Origin of the sequence: Methanothermococcus okinawensis IH1, assembly GCF_000179575.2 — an archaeon.
GTDB classification, from domain to species: Archaea; AGJL01; Methanococci; order Methanococcales; family Methanococcaceae; genus Methanofervidicoccus; species Methanofervidicoccus okinawensis.
The window spans coordinates 364929-386976 of the sequence record NC_015636.1 but is presented as its reverse complement, the minus strand read 5'-3'; the positions used below and the strand labels follow the sequence as shown (position 1 = coordinate 386976).

The window sequence follows — 22048 nt, the reverse complement described above, 5'->3', positions numbered from 1 at the left end:
ATCCTATTTTAGGAAGTCATGATTTGGTTTCTTTATTTGGTTTTAAGATAGAACTTTCGGATTTACTTTGTAATATTATTGATTTTTGTTGGGGTGCTTTGGTTTGGAATACAGGTAAAAAGGTGTTTTTATGAGGATGCGTTTGATTTTTATTTTATTTTTATTTTTATTATACATGAGCTCATTTGCTTTTGCTGAAAATACTGGAAATATTACTAAAAACATAGTAAATGAATCAGTTCAAAGTATTCAGAATAAAACATATTCGATTTTTAAAGATGTAAAATCAATAAAATATGATTATAGATTGTTGGATAAAACTAATTATGGGAAGATTTATAAAGCCAGTAATGATTTTGATGTTCATATTATATCCGCCCATGAAAATAGTTCAATTTCATTAGCATATAAAGAAAAATGTTTCATAATTTACGATAGTGTTTATTTGGATGTTTTTAATAAAAATAATAAAAATTTAGCTTTATTTGTTTATGTAAATAATGATACTTTGAAAGAATACAATTTTAGCGATAGTTATGTTAAATTTAAGTTTAATTTTAATGGAGAAGTAAATAAGGTTAGATTTAGAGTAATTTGTAATAGTAATAAGACAGCTAATGATACAATATTTGACACAGGCTGTTTGACTGTTATACATCAAGATTATATTGATTATTATAATGAAGAACAGAAAACATATACTAAGGTTGAAGTTGGGCAGTTAATACTTTCGAAAATAGTTTATTTCATAAGTGGTGGTATTTTGGCATTGGTGCTTGCTATATTAATCGCTAGAAGAGAAAAAAAGAGAAAGGAGAATGAAATACTTGCAGGGTGGCAATAATGGAAGAAGTTAAAAAAAATGTTGATAATATTACTTATCAGTATGATTGGAAGTATGAGGTATTTTTATCTTTAAAATCTTTTCTTTTGAAATTTTTAAAAGTGGCTATTGTATTAATTGTATTGTATTATATTTTGAAGTTTGCTCCTTTCTGGTTATTTTCTATATTATTGGGTTCAATTATATTTTTCTTTCCAGTTTATTTATTTGTTAAAAGTTTCTTTAAAGTGGATTATTTAGTTTTTCTTCATGTAGATTTAGAAAAAAGAAGTATAACGCCATACTATTTCCCAAAAAAATTATTTTTAAGTGGAGAATGGGAAATAGTTGGGTTGAAAAAGAAATATATTAGTAGGATTGAATTTGCAGGTAGTATTAAAGAATTAGAAAAATTATTTAAAGAAGTAAGGGAATTGGAAGCAGAAATAAAAGCAAAAGAAAAGGTTGTTGATGATTTAGAGAAGGTTATTTTTTATTACAAAGCCCTTAAAAAAATTACTAAAAAAAGAATTAAAAAAGCATACAGAAAAGCTATTGGAAAAGAAAAAACTAATTACAAAGAATATAATAAAATCGTAGATGAATATATGTCTGCAAGAGAACGTTATGAACAGTTGAAAGATGAAATTAACGAACTTAAAAATTATAAAAATGAGCTCTTAGAAAGTTTAAGCTTTACTGGTGAAGATGGTGGGATTGTTTGGTTGGTTGATAGAATTGACTGGGAAAATAAAAAGATATTTTTTTCTGATGTTCATATGTTTTCAGAAATAGAATTTCTAACAAATGCAAATGTTTTCAAAGAAATGAATGAGAAGATTTCAAATATGTATGTAGAATATTCGAAATTAAAGAACGCATTTGCTAGCGAAGTTACTAAAACTGTTTCTAAATTAATAAATATTTATATGAAAGATTTAAAACCTGAAGTTAGTGAATTCGAACTGGATAAATTAGAAAAAATTGAGGAAGAGGATATTATTGAGGAAGATAATAAGCAACTGCAAGAACTTATAAAAATGTTAGGTGATGTGAATGGTAGAATATACGAAGGAGTTGGCAAGGTCGATAATACCTCCAAGGTATCCGAGCCAGCTCCATAATCTTTTATTATCAGTTATGGAAAAAGCTGAGGTTTCAGATGAAATAAAACAACAATGGTTGAAAAATAGGCTAACAAGATTATGTCATCGTAATCCACAATTGTTGCCATATTATATACAGATAGTTAGTAATCCAGGAGTTCTTAGGAAATTGTATAGTCTTATTGAAGTTGAGAGTTTGGAGAATGGTGATAGTAAATGAAAATTTCGGAATGGTTAAAATATAATATTGAAAAAACTGAGCATGATTCTTTTATTATTTCTGGTGCAAGAGGCTCAGGAAAAACTACACATATGATGGCTATGGCATACGAGATGATAAGTAATAACTTTAAGGTTAAGATATGTTATGATGTTGAAGATATACCTGATGACTTATGTAATTATCATTGTATTTTTTTGGATGATTTCGCTACTAAGTTCTATAAAAGAGATAGTTCTTCTAAGAAAAATAGAGAATTTGCAAAATTAATTCAGGAAATACGAGAGGTATTGCCTATGATTATTACCACTTCCCCAAGTAAATCATTGTTTGATAAGGATATTCGTTCCATGTTTAAAGAGTTGAATATATTGTCTCCTGGTTTATTGGTTATTGAAGGAGGTGTTTTTTTTGAAGTTGATTTATTGCAAGAAGGATTTCCAAAATTTTTCAGAGCTCAGAAACTGAAAGAAAGAAAAAGAAAAGCTAAAAGAGCTTCTGAGTTTATTAGGTCTATGAGGTGATTATATGAGAAGAGTTTTGGATAGGAATGATAGGAAATGGCTTACAGATTTTGTATCATGTGTTAAGGAAAGTATATTCTCCAAATCAAAACCTGACGAAAAAAAAGCTCTGGATTTTTATAGACTGAGTCAGAGTTTTTATAAAAAATCAAAAGAATCATCTAATAAAAAGACAGCATACAAAAATAAATGTGTTGCAGACGCATTATATAAGGAATATTGTAAATTAAAGCCTAAGAAACTTAAAGATTTTATGAAATAATCCCCTCTTTTTATAACTTTTCTCCTTTCATATGTTATTACTCTTTTGCCAGAGCTCACATTTTTTAGTATTACTTACACACATATGTGTGTTAATGCTACGGGACCGAGCTCCTGAACCCAGTCTACTTTCTCTTTTCTCCCCCCAAACTTTACCGCCGAAGGCGGTTTATATTGGCATAGCTATGCTATGCCATCTTGACTTTTTTAAGTTGTATTATTACTATGAGCTTTTAGTTGTGACCTTGCCCGTTAGGGCTAATAATAGTTATCAATGTGTTGAGCTGTGAAATTTCAGTATAAGTAAAAGAAGGTTTATTTTTGATTTATTTATTTATGCTTTTTTTGTTGTAATAATGTTATAATTGTGCTTTAAATCGATTTTAAAGCTTTGAAAAAATAAGGCTTTTTAGGTCGTTTTTTTGAAAATTGTTAAAATAGTAATATTTATATAATGTAATGTATTAAACATATATTATACCTTTTAGGTATATTTTTAATGTTATAACTCTCATCATCCATCGAAACTACCGTCATTATACTGTTATTATATATGCTATATGCTAATTACCTAAATAAATTAATATATAAATAAGTCTGTAACTATAAAGGTATTTATAAGTATCGGAGCTCAGGTATAGAATACTTACTTTAAAGATTGACAATTTTAAAAACATCATATTTGTTTGTAATTTCCCAATTTTTTAAAATACTTGGAAAAAGAGCGTTGTATTTTATTTCTTTTAGTGGCATTAAATATATATTATCTGGATTTTCTGGAGTTCCTCCAAGTCCCATAGCTATATATGTTTGTATGTTTTCTTCTTTTTCTATTGTTCTGTATCTGTTAGATTGTTCATTACTTTTAGCCCAGTGAAATTTATCTTGATATAATTTACTTCTGTATTTGCATTCAACATAAAAAATCTTTCCAGTTTTTTTATCTTTTAAAAGAAAATCTGGTTTTAATGATTTTTTAACATACCTTTTTGAATTAGTTTCAAAATTGTGCGTCATATCTAAGATTTCAAAATATTCTTCTGGAAATAATTGATTTAATACATAACTTTCAAAAGCCTCTCCTTTTTGATGTGCTATCCATGTTCTGTATTCTTTCTCAGGTAGGGTTAATTTTTTGTATATTTTTTTACTTCCATTGAATATTTTTTTAAGCATAGTTTTTCCCCATATATTATTAACAATATTGACATTATCAATAACAACAATACAATTTTTTAAAATGTAATTATGTTTTTTAGTTATTGTTTTTGTTTGTTGTTAATTAGTGAGGTAAAATAAGGTTTAAATCGTTTTTAAGATTTGATGGTTATATTTATTGATTATATAAATTAACGTAATTGATTACTATAATTTACCGGCATATATCCGTATTTTTTATAATGTTCCTCATCCACGATATAATGTTATAAAAATGATATTTAAAAGTATCAGGTCATGGAATGTTTAATATTTATTATTTTTAAATTAGTATTATGGGTAATTTTCCGAGCTCAGGTTTTTAGTTTTATGAGAAATAAAAACAGGACATAATAATTATTAATCATAGATAAAAGATAAATTAAAATTCTATCAACATATTATTAATAAATTATTTAAAATAGGAGGCAATATATATTTAACTTACCGATTTAAATGATATTATTAATTATTTATTTTTATTTTTATTATATTATATTTTACTTTTTAGTATATACTTAGAAGAGAGGTGAAATTTTGATACTTTTAGATGAAAACACAAGAGCAATAGTTCAGGGAATTACGGGAAAGCAGGGAAGTTTCCATACAAAAAATATGCTTGAATGCGGAACAAATATAGTTGCAGGAGTAACTCCTGGAAAAGGTGGAAAAGAAATTTATGGAATTCCTGTATATGATACAGTTGCGGAAACTGTTGAGAAACACGGTGCAAACGCATCAGTAATATTCGTTCCAGCACCATTTGCAAAGGATGCAGCCTATGAGGCAATTGATGCAGGTATTGAGCTTGTGGTAATTATTACAGAACATATCCCCGTTCATGATACAATGGATATAATAAATTATGCAAAACAGAAAGGAGTTAAAATAATTGGACCAAATACCCCAGGAATCGCATCTCCAAAGGTTGGGAAATTAGGTATTATTCCTATGAAAGTTTTAAAAGAAGGAAGAATCGGAATGGTTTCAAGAAGTGGAACATTAACCTATGAAATTGCAAATGAATTGATAAGTAATGGATTTGGACAATCATCCTGTGTAGGAATAGGGGGAGACCCAACTATTGGTCTTGGATATGTTGAAATACTTGAAATGTTTGAAAATGATAAAGATACAGATGCTATTGTAATGATTGGAGAAATAGGAGGAAGTAATGAAGAAATAGCAGCAGAATATATTAAAAAAATGAAAAAACCAGTAATAGCATATATTGCAGGACAAACAGCACCCGAAGGTAAGAGGATGGGACATGCCGGAGCAATTATAGAGAGAGGAGTAGGCACAGCGGAAAGTAAAATGAATACATTAAAAAATGCCGGAGCTCATGTTGTAAGAAAAATTTCAGAAATACCATCTGCATTAAAAGAGATATTATAATAATATTTTTATTTTTTTAAAACAATATATAAATATGAATATCCACTAAAAATAAAAATGGACTGGGCGGGATTTGAACCCGCGGCCTCCGCATAGCCAATGCGGCGATCTCCCAGTCTGATCTACCAGCCCAATTTATATATAATTTATTTACTTTTATTAAATAATACATAGTTATATATAAAATTTTTGGTTAAAATAAAAATAAATATTAAAAATAAAAAATTAAATAAAACATATTATGAAATATGGAGATTTTTGGATTATTATTTCATTATCATTTTTTTGTTTTTATATTCAACGATGACCTTATTATTTATTTTTTCTCCATTTACTTCAACTTCATCCTCTATTTTTCCAATGATATAAGCTGGAATATTATAATGGTTTGCAATTTCAATAACCTTTTCAGCATCTTCTTTATCAACTACCACACAAAATCCAATACCCATATTGAATGTTCTAAACATTTCCTCGTCTGAAACATTTCCAATCCTTTGTATTTCTTTAAATAGTGGTAGAGGTTCGGGAATATTGTTAATTAAATAAACTACATTTTTATTTAACCTTATTAACTTCCTAAATCCTCCTCCTGTAATATGTGCTAACCCCTTAACATCCACCTTTTTAATCATATCTAAAACTGGTTTAACATATATTCTTGTTGGAGTTAGGAGCTCCTCTGCAATGGTTTTTCCATGGGATAATTTGTCGTTTATATTCATCTTTCCAATGTCAAAAAATACCTTTCTTGCAAGGGATAACCCATTACTATGTATGCCACTGCTTCTAAGCCCTATAATCACATCTCCTTTTTTTACATTATTTCCTGATATTATTTCATCCTTTTTCACAATGGCAAGCACCGTTCCAGCAATATCTATTCCTTTTACCATATCTGGAAGTGTTGCGGTTTCTCCACCAATTAAGTTTATATTGGATTCTTTTAATCCTTCGTTTAGTCCCTTACCTATTTGTTTTGCGATATCCTCATTTATATCTTCAACTGCCATATAATCCACAAGTGCCACAGGTTCTGCCCCTATACATATAGCATCATTTACATTCATGGCTATCATATCTATTGGAACAGTATCAAATTTATTTGCCATCTCTGCAACAATCATCTTACTACCTACTCCGTCGGTGCATAAAACTAAATAATAATCTCCGAATTCTATTGCCCCGGCATAGTGTCCTTTTAATTCTTCTGCTGGTTTTATACTATCGTTCCTTTTGAATGTTATTTGAGATATCAATGCTTTTATTATTTTATCTTCTTTATAAATATCTACTCCTGCATCCTTATAAGATACCATTTTTTCACCAATAATTAAATTATTATTTAGATTTTAAAAAATTATTCAAAATTTATTATTATAGTTTAATTTATGATGATTTTTATAATTTTACATTTTAATTATTATCTTAATTATTTTTTTATTTTCAATAGTTTATAGCATTCATAATTTTACATTTTTTTATTTTTTAACAGTATATTATCACCAACATCAACACCTATAATTTCAGCAATAGGCAAGCATTTTGCTTTAAATATATAATAAATAGGCTGTTCAATGTCATATTCAGTTAAACTTTCAAAGTTGCCCATACCTTTTGCTATAATTATGTCTGCGTCTTTAAATTCTTTCAAGAATTCCTCCGACGATTCTTCCAATCTTACACCTATGGCATCGTTTCCGCTTGTAATTACTTTTGCAATTTTATCGATTCCCGCCACCTTTGCATCTTCAAGTGTGGCATCGTTTAATATCGGAGCTCCTTTAACAGAAACTACAACCTCGCAATAATTTTTTAATTCTTCAATTAATATTTTATCGAATACCACTTCACCAGCATTGTCGCAGATATATAGTATCTTATTTGCATCATTTAAATCATTTAACAATTCTTTACTATGGTTTATTCTTAGTTCCCCATTAAGTGTTTCTTCTATTTTTTTAGTAATATCCATATCTGTGCTGTATGGTCCAAAATCAATAACATTACCTGCTATGGATAATTTAATCTTACATATTAATCTATCCAATGCATTGTCGTTCTTATCGCATAGGTTTAACTCATCTTTTAATTTTTCCAAATAATTTAATGCTATTTCATTTGCAGTATCTTTTAATCTTTTATAGGGGTCAGGATTTTTACTTACCTTTTTTAAGTGCCTATGGACAGTAGTGCCCATCCAAGCTGCAACTGCTTCACTTCCATACATTTCTGCTATAATATTCAAACAGGATTTTATAATTCTAAACTGCTCTTTGTCATCATCGCTTACTTCTTTTGCAGCATCTACTACTTGTCTAACAATACAAGTCGCACATTCTGGTTTAATTTTCAAAAAATCACCTTATGATTGAATAATATATAAATAATTTAGAATAGGGCCTATTAGAGTCATATCTATTAAAATAATATATATTATGCTGGTTATTACTGGCATTGGTTATCTATTGAAAATTATATTTGCTATAATAAATTATTATGTATAAATTCACTATGATTTTTACTATAATTATTATATATAAATTATCTAAATAACATTAATGAAACAATTCTTCCAAGATATACCATTCCAATACATCCGAAAACATTTAATAGTATATTTATTGTAAATTTTACAATAAATCCATTTTCAAGTAGTGAAAAGGATTCATAACTAAATGTAGAAAATGTTGTCAATGCTCCACAGAATCCCGTAACAATTAAAAGTCTATATTCTGGTGGAATATTCAATGTTAATGAAGAATACATAATAAAACCAATTATAAAACTTCCTATTAGATTAACAATCAATGTTCCAGTTGGTATGCCAAATTTAACTGGAATAATACCGCTTATTATATATCGTAATACTGCTCCTATGAATCCTCCAATACCTATTATTAAGAGCTCTCTCAAATTTTCACCAATAAATATTTATATAGCATGATAGTAATATCCAATACATATTTATATAACATGACAGTAATATAAAAGATATTATTAGGTATAATATTTACCATTGTTATAAAGGGCCCGTAGTTTAGCCTGGATAGAATACGGGGCTTCGGACCCCGGGATCGAGGGTTCAAATCCCTCCGGGCTCGTATTTTTATATATATTTAGGTTCCAACCGAAGCGAAGCGAGGTTATTTTAGGTAGCATCTTTTTCGAGCGATAGCGAGAAGTCAGAAAAAATCCTACGGATTTTTTACTGCCTACGGCATCGTATAACTTGACAAAACCTTTTCAAGGTTTTGTAAGTCAGCGAATCCAAAGGATTCGCTTCGAATTCACGAAGTGAATTTTGAGATTTTTAAAGGATGCTTTTAAATCCCGAGCTCATATTTATATAATGCAAGATAATTAATCATCATTAATGGCTATTTTTAATACCTTTTCTAAATTATTTAAATATGTGGTGTAATCTTCTTCATTAATAACAACATAATCAGCCAAAGCTATTGCCTTTCCAATGGAAAACTCCAATTCTCTCAAATCCCTTTCAACAAATTTATCCCATTCCGATGTATCGTCTTCTCTTTTTCTTGATTTTAATCTGTTAAATCTGGTCTTTGGTGAAGAGTGTATGGCTATAATAATTAACGGATGGAATTTTCTAAAATAATTAACTTCATATATACTTCTTATACCTTCAATAATAACTATTTCTTCGTTGTTATATTTTTCTTCAATATATTGGAGACATGGAACTGCTACCGCCTCATTTCCATATTTTTTCCTTAATTCTACTGCTGTATTTCCCACATTTTCAGGATTTAATTCCAACCCCTTTTTCACAGTTTCATGACGAACTATATCTCCCATAGAAATTACTGGCATATTGTATTTTTTTGCTATATCTATTACTGCACTTTTTCCAGAACCTGGCATTCCTGTAATACCTATTAACTTCATATTATCTCCTTAATCCACAGTCTTTAATGCATTCATTGTAGCATCGGATGTTTTGTTTATGGTATTGATATTTGTATTTTTAACATCTATTGAGGATTTAATCATATAATATCCAAGCACCACTGCTGCGGTTATGCCTGCAAACATTAGAATAGAAAATTCCAAACTTATCTGTCCTCTTTGGGAGTATATTTTTTTTATCATAAAACCACCAAAGTTAAGATAAATTATAATTAAAGTATAATTTAATGAAATACTAATTGTTAATAAATATATTATTTATTCTTTTTATATATAATTTAATTCGGTGATATCTTGATTATAATAAGAAAACTAAAAAAGAAAAAACAAAAACAGGAGCTCGAAATAATTGACCTTATAAATAATATAAAATATTATGGCACATTGAGGGGAACTAACGCTAAATTAAGTTTATATAAATGTAAAGAAGAAAAAGATGGGAATATAAAACCAATCCAACCTTCAAAAGTGATGAATATCTTAAAAACCTCTAAAAAGGTTTATTTAAACAATGATGAAGAATCATTAAAATTGGAGGACTTTTTAAAACAATATAATATTAAATACAATTACATAGAACTCTGCCCATTCTGTTTAATAAAGGGAAGATACAATGAATTAACTAAAAATAACAGATATAAATTTTATAATCAATATATATGTTTTGACTGTGCAATGGAAGAAGTTAAACATGAAGTGAATATTAACGAGGAATTTATAGAAAAACTTTTACGAAGATTTAAAGATGTAAATAAGGTAATAGATTTATTTGTTATGAAAAATCCTCTCGACAATCCTGAATTAACAAAATATGATATTTTAACAGGTAGCGAAGAGGATAAAATAAAAAATTATACAATAGACCAGTTAAATATCCCTTATGAATTAAAGAAAATTATAAAAAATAGGGGCATAAAGGAGCTCCTGCCAGTTCAAACACTAGCTGTTAAAGGGGGTTTATTGGATGGAAAGGATTTAATAATTACCTCTGCAACATCCTCTGGAAAAACTCTTATTGGAGAATTGGCAGGTATAAAAAACTTAAAGGAAGGCAGAGGAAAATTACTATTTTTAGTTCCTCTTGTAGCATTAGCAAATCAGAAATATATTGAATTTAAAGAACGTTATGAAAAAATGGGGCTAACTGTTAGTTTAAGAGTTGGTATGGGAAGGTTATCAGAGGATAAATCGGAGCTCATAAACACAGATATAAATGCCGATATTGTTGTTGGAACCTATGAAGGTATCGATTTTTTGGTCAGGTCTGGAAAATTAAGGGATGTGGGAACTGTTGTAATAGATGAAATTCATTCTTTGAATATGGAAGAGAGGGGAGCTCGCCTTGATGGACTAATTGGTAGGTTGAGATATTTAAAAAACATATTGAAAAGCGATATAAAAAACAATATCCAGATGATTTATTTATCTGCTACTGTGGGAAACCCAGAGGAGCTCGCAAAGAACCTCAATGCAAATGTGGTAATATACAACGGAAGACCTGTTCCACTTGAAAGACATATTATTTTTGCTAAAAATGAGTACAATAAATTAAATTTAATAAAAGAAATCGTTAAAAAAGAGTTTAACACAAAATCAAAATATGGATTTAGAGGGCAGAGTTTGGTATTTACATATTCGAGAAAAAGGGCAGAATATATTTCAAATTTCTTAAATACAAAGGGTATAAAATCCGATTACTATCATGGAGGTATGGAATATAAAAGAAGAAGGATGGTAGAGGATAATTTTTTAAATCAAAAAATCATGTGTGTAGTTACAACAGCAGCACTTGCAGCAGGTGTGGATTTTCCAGCATCCACGGTAATTCTTGAAAGTTTGGCAATGGGTGGGGATTGGCTTAATCCATCAGAATTCCAGCAGATGTGCGGTAGGGCAGGTAGAAAAGGCATGCATGATATGGGAAAGGCTTATATGCTTGTGGAAATTGGTAAAAAATACCATGCCAAGATGGGAAATACTGAGGATGAAGTGGCATTTAAATTACTGAGCTCGGAACCTGAGGATGTTATGGTGGAATATAATGAGGATGAAGAGATGGAACAGATACTTGCAAGTGTGAGCTCTATTGAAAGATATTCAAAATATTTAAAATTAGTCAATAAAAATTATAATCATAATACTAATAACAATATTAAAAATAACAATTATAATATATCAATTAATAAAAACGAATTAAATAAGATTCCATTAATTGGGAAAAATCACGATTTGGATTATATTGTTGGTAAATTGAACGACTACCGCATGATAAAACTATATAACAACAAAATAAATATTACAAGATATGGTTATGCCACGGCAATATCATTCTTATATCCCAAGGATGCCGAGCTCATTCGAACTAATTTAAATAAACAACTTGTGGATTTAATAGCTTTAATAAATCCTTTTGAAAATTTATATGTGCCAAATAGTATAAAAAATAAGATTTCAAAAATAATTCATACGAATATTCCAACAAGATTTATAGATGCTTTTGAGATTGTGAAGGAAAATATTTCAAAAATAACCGATAAGGATTTAAGAGATAGGGTCTTACCGTGGGTAATAGAATTTGAAGGCATGATTGAGGAGGATATAATAAAATATTTCTCAAAATATGTATTAAATCTAAGAATAAACAGAAAAACTCCATCGCAGATTTCAAAGATTATCTATGAAAATTTCAACCTACAAACCTATTCAGGAGATATATATTCATACCTTGAAAATACAATAAAAATTTTGGATGCAATTGAGAGAATAGGAGGTATCTATAATAAAAACATGTCAAATGAAGCAAGGGATTTCAAGGAGAAAATTTCCAATCCTTATAGATATAATAAAAAATATCATGTAAAATCAAAAGGTAAAAAAGTTAAAAGAGAAAAAAAGAAAAATAGATAAAATAAAAAATATAAAAAATATAAAATAAAAATACATATTAAGTAAATATTATTTTATTTATTTTAAATCATTTTGTTTTATTTAAGAAATAATCTAATACTACTAAACCCCCGCCATAACATGCAGGTTTTGGATGCACTGAGATATAGAATTGATATTGAGAATTATGGTAATCTGATAACGCTTTATATTCTTTGTATTTAATTTTAGTTATATTTTTTTGAATATACCAAGTATATTCCTTATTTGTGATTTTTTCAATGGTGTTATTAGGATAAATCAGTTTATCGGTTAGTATTATCGTATAGTTATGATTGAGAAGCACTTTTGTGGATTCATTGTTTAATGCCCATGCAGGTGGAAGAAACAAAGTCATATTATTAAATCCACATTCTGACATTATAGTTTCTGCATCATGGAGTTTTTTAGAGGCTTCCTCTTCTGAACAATTGAATTCATGATATGTGTGCTTATAACCATGGAGCTCAATTTTATATCCTCTTTTTTCTAATTGGTGTAGATAATTAACAAATTCCTTATTTTTTCTCAAATCCCATTTTCCACCATTAGGCGGGTTTTCTAAGTCTGGAATTACAAATAAAATTGTATTTTTACTATAATTATATTTATCAATAATTGATACAATTTTTTTGATATCATCAAAATATGCTGGACTAACATCATGGACAAGAATAATTGGTTTAATGGATTTATTCGATATATTGCCTGAGCAGTTGTATATATTATTACTAATATTATTAATTGTTTCAACAGCAGTTGTATTAATTGAATGGTTAAGTTTGTTGGTGTTAGTGTTAGTATTAAAACTAAGTATCAATAATATCATACTTATTAATAAAATAAATGAATATAATATTTTTTTATACATCACCATCCCCCTTTATAATAATATTATACATGTATTTTTAAAAAGCAATGTATATATAGGTTATTATAATTATAATTAATTTAATAAACTAAATATATAAATTAATAGATATATATTTATAAAAAATACTAACTCTGCGATTTTAATAACATTTAAAAAATATCATTAAGCTAAAATAATATATCTAAATTAATAAATATATATTTTTAAAATAAAATGCGCCAGTCGGGATTCAAACGCATCCTTTAAAAAGGATGCTACCCAAAGTCCAAAACTCACTTCGTTCGTTTTGGAGCCTAAAAATTAGTATAAATAATATATTTAAGTAAATGCGCCAGTCGGGATTTGAACCCGAGTTACTGGCTTGGAAGGCCAGAGTGATACCAGGCTACACCACTGGCGCACATAAGATATTTGTAGAGATGCGGCCTCCGGGATTTGAACCCGGGTATCGGCCGTGGCAGGGCCGTATGATACCAGGCTACATCAAGGCCGCTTTTTCGCATTATGCGAGCAAACTATACAAAGGGATTTATCATATATAAACATTTCGGTTGTGTGATGCATCCTACACATCTATTTAATATATCCTGCCGATGTTCTGAGCTCCGATATTCAATTTATATATCCAATCAATATTTCCCTTTAAAACACATCTTGCCACAGAAACAAAATCACAATATTTCAACATTTTTTCTGCATCTTCAATAGAATTTATAGAATTATTCCCAATGATAATTTTATCTTTAAAATTATATCTTATTTCTTTTAAATAATCTAAATCAGGATAATTTTTGCCCGGATTGAAGCAATCAATATGTAGCCCATTAAAATAAGGTCTTACATTATTTAAATTATTTATTAATTCATTAACAGGCACAAAATTTGCCCTTACTTTTAAAAAAACAGGAATATTTATATTTAATTTTATTTTTTCTAAAAATTTTTTTAGAATAATATTATTTTCTTTTTTTAGGAGCTCCTGCCCAATACTTAGCTGTGTAATTTCTGGCTGTCGGCAGTGGCAATTTAATTCGAGAATGTCGGCGTATTTTCCAATGGATTTTATATTATTTAAAGCTTTATCTATGTCTTTAAATCTAACATTTACAGAAACCAGTGCGTTGCTTTTTCTTGCATCATTTATTTCCTTTTTTATTAACTCATCGAATTTATTTAGATTATACAAAAATTCTTTTCTTCCTCTTTTTACAATTTTTTCACTTGCAAGCTGTGTGATATTATCCAAATCATATGCACCAATGGTGACAATGGCAAATAAATCTTTATAGTTTTTGCAGAATTTTCCGTCTGTAATACCTGCCATTGGAGCGAGAACTACTTTTTTATTTTTACATAGTTTTAATATATTTTGATTATTAAAACACATATTATCAATTTTATTTTTTAATTATGTTATGAATAATGTTATAATATATTAACATTCAATTAAATTGGACATAGAAAATTTTTAGGAGATTTTTTCTTTATACTGTGGTTTTCATAGTTCAATGTGCATACTTGACATTCTGTTTTTCCATCCCTTATAAGTTCTAATCCAATATCAGCCATATTCGAAGCATCTTCTGCTGTTTTTCCAATTCCAATACCTGCTTTTAATTCAACACCTGTGGATTCTTCTATATCATTAAACATGTTTATAAAATCGCTTTCAGTCATTCCATTGCATGGGCACATAAAATTATCCCCGCCAATAAAGAAACCCATAGCACCATATTTTTTTAACTCCTTCATAAGTTTTAATTGCACTTCTTTAACACTTAGATATGTATCATAGGCATTTTCCAAATCTGTTAATGTTCCTGTAATATTATTTATATCAACATGTGCCAACTGGACATATCCATTATCTAGGAAATCATTTGCAACATCCAATACTTCCTTCCTATATTCATCCTGAGCACTTCCATGCTCTTGAATCTTTCTAGTTGCAAGTTTCTGGGCTTCATAGGGAGTTTTAGCTGATGCCACAGCCATACTTACTGTAAATGGATATCTGTTTTTAATACTATTTTGAATCCTTTCATGGGTGGTTAAATCTATACCATTTGTAATGGCAATAAGGTTATCGAATCTTGTATAAAATACAAGCCCCTTATGAGCTCCGAATTGTAGGTTTAAATCACAGTAAAGTCTTGACTGTAAGGCTTGTAAATCGCTTTCTCTCCTAGGATTTGGAGTAACTGTCCATGGTCCGTAGTTATCAATTTGTATAAGGGTAATTTGAATCATATTATCATCTTATAACTATATACATTTATAAACTTTTTTTGTAATTTTTATTGTTATTTATTTTTTGTAATTTTTTTATCGATACTTGTAATAATAAAGCTTTTCATTAATAAATTTATTTTTTAATAATTTTTTTAATAAATGATTTTAATTATAGTAATACATCTAATGATATTATGTATGTGGTATGTAATTAGTATGTAAATTTTATATATCTATATTAAATTTAGAATATTAATATTCTTTGATATATTATAATTCCTTGGTTTATTTTACTTCAATTATTTAAGTATTATTTTTCATTTAATGATTTGTATCCTACAATTATATCTTTCGCCAAGTTTATTTTATCCGTTAAATCGTTCATTATAGTATTTGTAGCTAAAACATTGCAATCTATATTGTTTATTTTATCCTTATCTATGTTGTCTATTACAAGGGTATTTATTATGTCTTTATAGAATTCATAAACTCCTACTACATTTACAGGATAGCCCTTAGCCTTCATTAATATCCCTGCTGGACCACTTATGGCACTATCTCCCACTATTGGGGATACGGCAAAGACTACTTTATCTTTAATTGAGTTTTTAATATCTTTTATACTTAATATTGGACCTATTGAAGTTATAGGGTTGGATGGTCCTATTATTACAAAATCACAGTTTTCAATGGCATCCAATGCACTATCTACTGCGTTTGCATAGTTGGAATTTTCATAAAATACATCTAAAACATTAGCTTCTCCTTTTTTATTAATCCAAAAGTTATGGAATTTTAAAAGAACCTTATTATCATGTCCATCATTATTTTCATTTATTAATATTTTTGTTTCAACATTATCATCCGTCATTGGATATATATTGGCCTTTATATTAAGGAGCTCCCTTTCCATATCTACAATTTTTGATAAGGGATAACCTTTATTGATGTAATGAGTTTTATGCATTTTCAGAGCTCGGTCTTTATCACCTATTCGTAGGAGCTCACTAAAATCCCTTGACTCAAATTTCTTTAACGTTTCATGGGTTATAAATGTATCTTCTTTTACGCCATACCATGTTTCTTCATTTATTTGGTCTGAAAAAGTATAAAGAACGGTATCTATGTCTGGAGAAAGATATAAATCCCCTACCCAAGTATCTTCCGCAGTATTGACAATTACAGAAATGTCATTTTCAGGCATGACTTTTTTTAGCCCTTGTATAAGTTTTGGAGTGCCAGTTCCTCCTGATAAAACACATACTTTCATTATACCACTCCTATTTTATAAATTCCTAATAAATAAATATCCAATAAATAGTATATATATAGCATATTACTATAATATTTTTAGTTAATTAATTGTTAAATTTAGTTAGTTTAACAGTTAGTGTATAGAACTTATGATACATACATATAATAATTAATTTCTAATGACTATGTTCTGTGATATAATTAATAATTATGTTAAAGTTTTTTGATATTTATATTTAATTAACCTTAAATGCTTTAAAACTAGATAGGGATTTATTAAATAAACTTCTAACTGGTTTATGATTGTTTATTATTTTTTTATATTGTCTCTTCCATTACAATTTCTACATATTTTGCTTAATTTCTTAGCGTTTTTAAAATAGATATTGTTATTACTTATTTCATCAACAGCATTGCTTAAATCATGCTCCAATGTTTTGTGGGATAATGCTATTCCGCATTTTAGCTCGTTTATCTTTTTAGCATTATTTTCCTGTTCTGGATGGTCTAAATCAGGAATAGTAATTACGGGTTTTCCAAAACTAATGGCTTCCATGAGTGTAGAATGTCCTCCATGGCATACAATAAATGAGCAATTTTTTATTAATTCTTCCATATTGGTAGTTAGGGGTATTACCTCAACATTTGGTGATTTTATTTTGTTGAGTTTTTTTGCAACCTCATAACTTCCACAGACCATTTTTACTTTAATATTTTTTTCTTTTGATACTTCATTTAACAATTTTAAAATCCTAAATCTATATTCAAATCCCCCAATTACGCTTAATATATAATCTTCCTTAACATGCGGGTAGTTGTTATAACTATTGTTGTTGCGGTTATTATTACTGCTGTTGTTATTATCATAATTACCAATATTACCTCCATTGCTATCATCATCATTATTACTACTATTATTATTTAGATTGTATCTAATAAGAGGTCCAATAAATGATAGGTTATTTAATTCCGTTAGATTATATTCACATATTGTATAGGGCATAGGTAAATCTGGAATAATAACTTTTTCAGCAGATTTATTTATTACATTTAACAGTTTCATAACAGGATAAACAATAATTTTCTCCTTATTATGTGTTCTTGTGCAATTTTGATTTGTAATAATATAGTAAGGCACTCTTAGAAACCTCGATGCCACCACTGTGCTGTATTTGCAATCTGATATAATTAAATCAGGATTGTATTTCCTTATTATCTCCATCTCTCTTTTTATAGCCTTTGCAGGATTATATTTATTATTAAATATACTTTTTTTAATATCAAATTTACCATTATTTCCGGATAATTTTATTTCAGGGTATGTTTCAAAAACATCGTAATTATATCTTCTTATAAAATCCATGCTTTTACCGTAGGCTATGAACTTTACATCATGCTCTTTTGAGAGCTCATCCCCTATTGCTACACATCTTGTTGTATGTCCAAATCCTTCACCACATACTGAAATTAGTATTTTCATGATATATCATCTCCCCTGAAAATAATGTATTATAATACATAAAACCCTGAAATTAGTATTATATTATTAATTATCATTATCATATTATCATTATTATTTTATTATATCATTATATCATTATATCAATTTTATAGTATCATTTAATGTTAAATATTATGTATGGGCATATCTATTAACATAAGATTCTAAGTAATTATAGGGTATATTGTATTTTTCCACAGGTATATTTTTAGACCATAGTTGTGTTTTTGCCTCGTCCAATGATTGCCCAAGGTCTCCATTTTGTTTGTAAATCGCCATGGTTTTTTCAAGCACCAGTATATCTACTGCAACTGTAATACTATTATTTACTGCATCAGAATTAAATTTAGATAATATATCCTTATTAGATTGAGTAGTTATTGGAATATTCAGATATTTTAACAGTGTAAGTGCAGAAGTGCTATTTTTATTCAGTAATATATTATACTCGCTGTTGTTATAATCCGTAGTAATATTTGCCTTTGGATATCCAAATGCATGGATATTATCATCATAGCAATATTTTACATCTATGTTGGGTTTATTTAATATAATTACTTTTTTAGGAATTTCTAATACATTATCTTTACTATATTCCCCGATAAATCTTTTATCATGTATGCTGTATATCTTTACACTGCTGTTTCCATAAACCCTAATGACTTCATTTGGATTATAAACTTCCACACCAGCATAGACTGGAATATTATTATTAGAAGCTACAATAATAACCTCGCTGAAATTATATCCATTAACAAGAACCTTAGTATTGTTGCTATTTAATAATTTTAATATGTTTTCATCAGTTTCTACCCTTGTAGGTCCCCAAATTCTAACCACTTCACCGTATTTTTTTAGACTATCCTCAACATTTTTGGAAACTGCCAATGGTCCTCCAACAATCACTATCCTTTTTGGATTTATGGATTTTATCATATCTTCAACATTTATATTTAGATGGTCGCTTTCTGTTTGAAGCACAATTCCATTTATTTTATAGGCATATTCCGTAGCAACAACACAGTCTGCCCAGTTATTATTTGTAATAATCACAGTATCAACGAGAGAAGGTTTTTCGCCACCTATTTTTACGGCATTAACACATCCAAAAGAAATAAACAAGATTAATAAGATAATAAAAAATATATTATAATATGTTTTCATCGTCAATTTAACCACCCATCTAATTCATCCGAGAGTGTTAATTTATTTATTCTACCAATTTTAACCTTTTTAATTATACCTCGACCTTCTAAATCAGAAACTATTCTCGAAACCTTAGGCTTTGTTAATCCAGTGAGCTCTACAATTTCCTTCTGAGTAATCTCTTTATATTCCCTTATCAGTTTTATTATCATTTTTTCTTCTTCTGTTAATATACTCATTAACATTTCGCCTTTGGTTTTTTCATATTCATTTAGAGTATTTTTTAAATTAAGTATTGTTTGTTCATATTCGTTTATTTTATTTTTTAATTTTGTTATAGTTTTTTCTTTTTCAGATATTATATTTTCACTGTATTTGTTTAATTCATCAATTTCTTCCATTTCTTTATTATAAAGTTCATTTAGTTCATCTATTTTTGAATTTAAAGTGCTTATTTCATTTTTATAATAGTCTATATTATTTGATAGTTCGTTGTTTATATCTTTAAGTTTTTTAATGATATCTTCTTTATCCTTTATCTCCATTTCTAATTTATTTATTTTTAATATTAATTCATCTAATTTATTATTTAATTCTTTATTTTTATCCATTAGTTCTTTAATATGGTCATCTTTAATATTATTCTCGGATTCTAAAATGCCAATTTTACTTTTTAAATTATTTAATTCATCCACTAACTCTTCTTTTTTAATACTCAATTCAGTGATATATTTGGTTTTAGCAGTATTTTTTTTCTTTTCATATATAATTCCGTATAGAAGAGCCCCGGCTAATAATATAAGTATTACAATTAATATGTTGTAATAAATATTGTTTGTATAACTAGTAGAAGGAGTAGTTTGATTATAGGATGAGCTCAGTATTGTATAGGATACAGTTGCTGTAAAATATTTTTCACTTTCGCTTAATTTTCTTTTCCATTTTATGAAAATCTGCTTTCCATCGGTATCGATAATATAGTCCTGTGGAGTAATACTCAAAAGTCCCTCAGCAGGAGATACCACCGCAGCTCCGGGTGGTAATTTTATGACCATACTAAAATTTGAATCCACTGCTGGAACACTTATAGATAATAATTTTTTAGTGCCTTTGTCCCAAACGATATCGCTATCAAATACTATTTTTAAATAACCTCTTTCTCCTTTTTTTATTGGATTTTTTAATTTAGTGATAATCTCAGTAGAACCTTCGTTCTGATTTTTTGAGAATGAGCCTATACCTCTGTCAGAATATACCTTTAAATTGTAGGCATTCTGTGGGATTATATAGGTAATATCATCTATATCCTTGGAGTTGTTGTTGTATATATCCAAAAATATTATTTCATGAACTTTATTATCTTGGTCAATATTGCATGTAATGTTATAACTTTCAAATTTTATAGCATTAGCTACGTTAAAAACCCCAAATAAAACCAGAAATACCAACAATACCCCTTTAAATTTGTAATTACTCATTTTCCCACTTTTATAAAAATAATAAAAATAAGAATATATTACTTATTGTTTTAATTTATTCTTGATTATTAATTAACTATATTATTTAACTATATATTTATTTCTGATTAATTATTATCTAATTGATTTATTTATTATTTTATTATTATTTATTACTTCTTCATCTCTACTTCATTTTCAAACTCTTCGGATGCAATTACCATATTTTTTAATTTATTATAGGCAACATCCAATGGTAAAAGCCTCATACCGCAGTCTGGGTCTATTATTACATAATTGTTTAATTTGTCAAGTGTAGTTCCCTTTAATCCAATAAATGATTTGTTATTGTTTAATATTTCCAAACCTTCATTAAGCAAATCCTTTACCTCATCCACCGATTCAACAGATTTTAATTTTGTATTTATACATCCAAAACCAACTTTTCTATCAATAAATTCAAGAATATCTAAATTTTTTCTATTAGAAGCAAATTCATGGTCTAAAATATCTATATTAAATGTATTCAACTCTTCAAATATATTCGATACATTCCCACATACATGCATGGCAACAGGAACCTTTAAATTTTCTGTAATTCTTTTAATCGCCCTTTTTGCAGTGTCTAACTCGTACATACCCGTAGATAATATTGGTTCATCTATCTGTATCATAGATACATGATTTTGAATTGCTTCTGCCTCCTTTTTTAACGCATTTGCTAAATCGTATATCAATGATTCGTCTTTATTATCTGAATAATAATTTTCCACCCTTATAGATGATGCAATTGTGCAAGGTCCTGTTAATATGCCTTTAATACTCTTCCTCTTATGTTTATTATTTTTATAGTTGTTTTTAGTATTTTTATTTTTTCCCATATTTCTGTTTAAAATAGCATTTGCAAATTTTATATCTTTTAAAGTAATAGGTTGAGTATATTCAATTTTATTTACCACCTTTTTTCCCTCAAATCCATATAGGTTGCTAACGAATATCTCAACCATGTCTCCTCTTACCTGTCCATCACTTAATATATCTATTCCAGCATTTAATTGGTCCATTACTGCCTTTTCTATGGCATATTTATATTTATCAAACAATCCAAGTTTATCTTTAATTTTTTCTAAAAAACTTTCTGGCTCTTTAATTACCACTGGATAACTACCAACAACCGTTTTTATCATATTATCA

21 protein-coding genes and 4 tRNA genes are annotated in these 22048 nt (G+C 28.0%); 8 read left to right on the top strand and 17 right to left on the bottom strand.

Annotation, left to right across the window (positions count from 1 at the left end; all coding sequences use genetic code 11):
- Positions 1-130 precede the first annotated feature (130 nt).
- Genes METOK_RS01840 through METOK_RS01820 form a run of 5 tightly spaced genes read left to right on the top strand, consistent with a single transcriptional unit; the run spans position 131 to position 2935 of the window.
- Positions 131-844: a hypothetical protein gene (locus METOK_RS01840; protein ID WP_013866541.1), complete on the top strand. Its 714-nt coding sequence runs from the start codon at positions 131-133 to the stop codon at positions 842-844.
- On the top strand, positions 844-1947 hold the full coding sequence (locus METOK_RS01835) for an ATP synthase subunit I (protein ID WP_013866540.1): 1104 nt from the start codon (positions 844-846) through the stop codon (positions 1945-1947). The genes METOK_RS01840 and METOK_RS01835 overlap by 1 nt, the downstream gene beginning before the upstream one ends.
- 16 nt (positions 1948-1963) lie before the next feature.
- Complete coding sequence (locus METOK_RS01830) at positions 1964-2149, top strand: hypothetical protein (protein ID WP_048057833.1); 186 nt, start codon at positions 1964-1966, stop codon at positions 2147-2149.
- Entirely contained in the window at positions 2146-2673 is a 528-nt protein-coding gene (locus tag METOK_RS01825) for an nSTAND3 domain-containing NTPase (protein WP_013866539.1), read from the top strand. Before METOK_RS01830 ends, METOK_RS01825 begins: the two co-directional genes overlap by 4 nt.
- A 4-nt stretch (positions 2674-2677) precedes the next feature.
- Positions 2678-2935 carry a hypothetical protein gene (locus METOK_RS01820; protein ID WP_013866538.1) on the top strand — a complete coding sequence of 86 codons (258 nt, stop codon included), beginning with the start codon at positions 2678-2680 and terminating at the stop codon, positions 2933-2935.
- Between the two features lie 650 nt (positions 2936-3585).
- Here METOK_RS01820 and METOK_RS01815 read toward each other — a convergent pair.
- Positions 3586-4110, bottom strand: a complete 525-nt coding sequence (locus tag METOK_RS01815; RefSeq protein ID WP_013866537.1) for a hypothetical protein — start codon at positions 4108-4110, stop codon at positions 3586-3588.
- Between the two features lie 558 nt (positions 4111-4668).
- On the opposite strand from METOK_RS01815, the gene sucD reads away from it, so the two are divergent.
- Complete coding sequence (gene sucD, locus METOK_RS01810; RefSeq protein ID WP_013866536.1) at positions 4669-5529, top strand: succinate--CoA ligase subunit alpha; 861 nt, start codon at positions 4669-4671, stop codon at positions 5527-5529.
- A gap of 58 nt (positions 5530-5587) precedes the next feature.
- On the opposite strand, the gene METOK_RS01805 is transcribed toward sucD, so the two are convergent.
- The 4 genes from METOK_RS01805 to crcB form a co-directional block, all read right to left on the bottom strand.
- Positions 5588-5661, bottom strand: a tRNA-Ala gene (locus tag METOK_RS01805).
- 134 nt (positions 5662-5795) lie between these two features.
- A complete protein-coding gene (gene purM / locus METOK_RS01800) occupies positions 5796-6848 on the bottom strand; it encodes a phosphoribosylformylglycinamidine cyclo-ligase (protein WP_013866535.1) in 1053 nt (350 codons plus the stop codon).
- A 152-nt stretch (positions 6849-7000) separates the two neighbouring features.
- Positions 7001-7885: a damage-control phosphatase ARMT1 family protein gene (locus METOK_RS01795; protein ID WP_013866534.1), complete on the bottom strand. Its 885-nt coding sequence runs from the start codon at positions 7883-7885 to the stop codon at positions 7001-7003.
- 188 nt (positions 7886-8073) lie between these two features.
- Entirely contained in the window at positions 8074-8445 is a 372-nt protein-coding gene (gene crcB, locus METOK_RS01790; RefSeq protein WP_013866533.1) for a fluoride efflux transporter CrcB, read from the bottom strand.
- A 113-nt stretch (positions 8446-8558) separates the two neighbouring features.
- On the opposite strand from crcB, the gene METOK_RS01785 reads away from it, so the two are divergent.
- Positions 8559-8633 (top strand) — tRNA-Arg (locus METOK_RS01785).
- Positions 8634-8892: 259 nt separating this feature from the next.
- On the opposite strand, the gene METOK_RS01780 is transcribed toward METOK_RS01785, so the two are convergent.
- The gene (locus tag METOK_RS01780; RefSeq protein WP_013866532.1) at positions 8893-9444 is read right to left on the bottom strand and encodes an AAA family ATPase; all 552 of its coding nucleotides are present in this window, start codon (positions 9442-9444) and stop codon (positions 8893-8895) included.
- A 9-nt stretch (positions 9445-9453) separates the two neighbouring features.
- Positions 9454-9648 carry a class III signal peptide-containing protein gene (locus tag METOK_RS01775; RefSeq protein ID WP_013866531.1) on the bottom strand — a complete coding sequence of 65 codons (195 nt, stop codon included), beginning with the start codon at positions 9646-9648 and terminating at the stop codon, positions 9454-9456.
- A 111-nt stretch (positions 9649-9759) separates the two neighbouring features.
- Between METOK_RS01775 and METOK_RS01770 the strand changes: the two genes are divergently transcribed.
- Complete coding sequence (locus METOK_RS01770; protein ID WP_013866530.1) at positions 9760-12372, top strand: DUF5814 domain-containing protein; 2613 nt, start codon at positions 9760-9762, stop codon at positions 12370-12372.
- Positions 12373-12439: 67 nt separating this feature from the next.
- Here the strand turns inward: METOK_RS01770 and METOK_RS01765 are convergent, their stop codons facing one another.
- From METOK_RS01765 to METOK_RS01720, 10 genes are all read right to left on the bottom strand, one after another.
- Positions 12440-13261, bottom strand: coding sequence for a DUF2334 domain-containing protein (locus METOK_RS01765; protein ID WP_013866529.1), 822 nt, complete (start codon positions 13259-13261; stop codon positions 12440-12442).
- Between the two features lie 330 nt (positions 13262-13591).
- A tRNA-Gly gene (locus METOK_RS01760) sits at positions 13592-13664 on the bottom strand.
- Positions 13665-13684: 20 nt separating this feature from the next.
- Positions 13685-13757, bottom strand: a tRNA-Gly gene (locus tag METOK_RS01755).
- An 84-nt stretch (positions 13758-13841) separates the two neighbouring features.
- Complete coding sequence (locus METOK_RS01750; RefSeq protein WP_013866528.1) at positions 13842-14651, bottom strand: MJ0144 family RNA dihydrouridine synthase-like protein; 810 nt, start codon at positions 14649-14651, stop codon at positions 13842-13844.
- A gap of 59 nt (positions 14652-14710) precedes the next feature.
- Entirely contained in the window at positions 14711-15514 is an 804-nt protein-coding gene (locus METOK_RS01745) for a GTP cyclohydrolase III (protein ID WP_013866527.1), read from the bottom strand.
- Positions 15515-15806: 292 nt separating this feature from the next.
- Entirely contained in the window at positions 15807-16766 is a 960-nt protein-coding gene (gene cofD, locus METOK_RS01740; RefSeq protein WP_013866526.1) for a 2-phospho-L-lactate transferase, read from the bottom strand.
- A gap of 294 nt (positions 16767-17060) precedes the next feature.
- Entirely contained in the window at positions 17061-18230 is a 1170-nt protein-coding gene (locus tag METOK_RS01735; protein WP_013866525.1) for an MJ1255/VC2487 family glycosyltransferase, read from the bottom strand.
- 153 nt (positions 18231-18383) lie between these two features.
- Entirely contained in the window at positions 18384-19415 is a 1032-nt protein-coding gene (locus METOK_RS01730) for a cell wall-binding repeat-containing protein (protein ID WP_013866524.1), read from the bottom strand.
- 2 nt (positions 19416-19417) lie between these two features.
- Positions 19418-20875, bottom strand: a complete 1458-nt coding sequence (locus METOK_RS01725; protein ID WP_013866523.1) for a MarR family transcriptional regulator — start codon at positions 20873-20875, stop codon at positions 19418-19420.
- A 152-nt stretch (positions 20876-21027) separates the two neighbouring features.
- Positions 21028-22041: a methionine synthase gene (locus METOK_RS01720; RefSeq protein WP_013866522.1), complete on the bottom strand. Its 1014-nt coding sequence runs from the start codon at positions 22039-22041 to the stop codon at positions 21028-21030.
- Between the last annotated feature and the right edge of the window lie 7 nt (positions 22042-22048).

Excerpts from the sequence above, each read along its gene's own strand:
- METOK_RS01750 (WP_013866528.1), bottom strand. The coding sequence starts at position 14,651 with ATGTGTTTTAATAATCAAAATATATTAAAACTATGTAAAAATAAAAAA.
- METOK_RS01735 (WP_013866525.1), bottom strand. The coding sequence starts at position 18,230 with ATGAAAATACTAATTTCAGTATGTGGTGAAGGATTTGGACATACAACA.
- METOK_RS01840 (WP_013866541.1), top strand. The coding sequence starts at position 131 with ATGAGGATGCGTTTGATTTTTATTTTATTTTTATTTTTATTATACATG.
- METOK_RS01730 (WP_013866524.1), bottom strand. The coding sequence starts at position 19,415 with ATGAAAACATATTATAATATATTTTTTATTATCTTATTAATCTTGTTT.
- METOK_RS01745 (WP_013866527.1), bottom strand. The coding sequence starts at position 15,514 with ATGATTCAAATTACCCTTATACAAATTGATAACTACGGACCATGGACA.
- METOK_RS01830 (WP_048057833.1), top strand. The coding sequence starts at position 1,964 with ATGGAAAAAGCTGAGGTTTCAGATGAAATAAAACAACAATGGTTGAAA.
- METOK_RS01725 (WP_013866523.1), bottom strand. The coding sequence starts at position 20,875 with ATGAGTAATTACAAATTTAAAGGGGTATTGTTGGTATTTCTGGTTTTA.
- METOK_RS01720 (WP_013866522.1), bottom strand. The coding sequence starts at position 22,041 with ATGATAAAAACGGTTGTTGGTAGTTATCCAGTGGTAATTAAAGAGCCA.
- METOK_RS01815 (WP_013866537.1), bottom strand. The coding sequence starts at position 4,110 with ATGCTTAAAAAAATATTCAATGGAAGTAAAAAAATATACAAAAAATTA.
- METOK_RS01820 (WP_013866538.1), top strand. The coding sequence starts at position 2,678 with ATGAGAAGAGTTTTGGATAGGAATGATAGGAAATGGCTTACAGATTTT.
- METOK_RS01780 (WP_013866532.1), bottom strand. The coding sequence starts at position 9,444 with ATGAAGTTAATAGGTATTACAGGAATGCCAGGTTCTGGAAAAAGTGCA.
- METOK_RS01825 (WP_013866539.1), top strand. The coding sequence starts at position 2,146 with ATGAAAATTTCGGAATGGTTAAAATATAATATTGAAAAAACTGAGCAT.
- METOK_RS01765 (WP_013866529.1), bottom strand. The coding sequence starts at position 13,261 with ATGTATAAAAAAATATTATATTCATTTATTTTATTAATAAGTATGATA.
- purM (WP_013866535.1), bottom strand. The coding sequence starts at position 6,848 with ATGGTATCTTATAAGGATGCAGGAGTAGATATTTATAAAGAAGATAAA.
- METOK_RS01835 (WP_013866540.1), top strand. The coding sequence starts at position 844 with ATGGAAGAAGTTAAAAAAAATGTTGATAATATTACTTATCAGTATGAT.
- METOK_RS01775 (WP_013866531.1), bottom strand. The coding sequence starts at position 9,648 with ATGATAAAAAAAATATACTCCCAAAGAGGACAGATAAGTTTGGAATTT.
- cofD (WP_013866526.1), bottom strand. The coding sequence starts at position 16,766 with ATGAAAGTATGTGTTTTATCAGGAGGAACTGGCACTCCAAAACTTATA.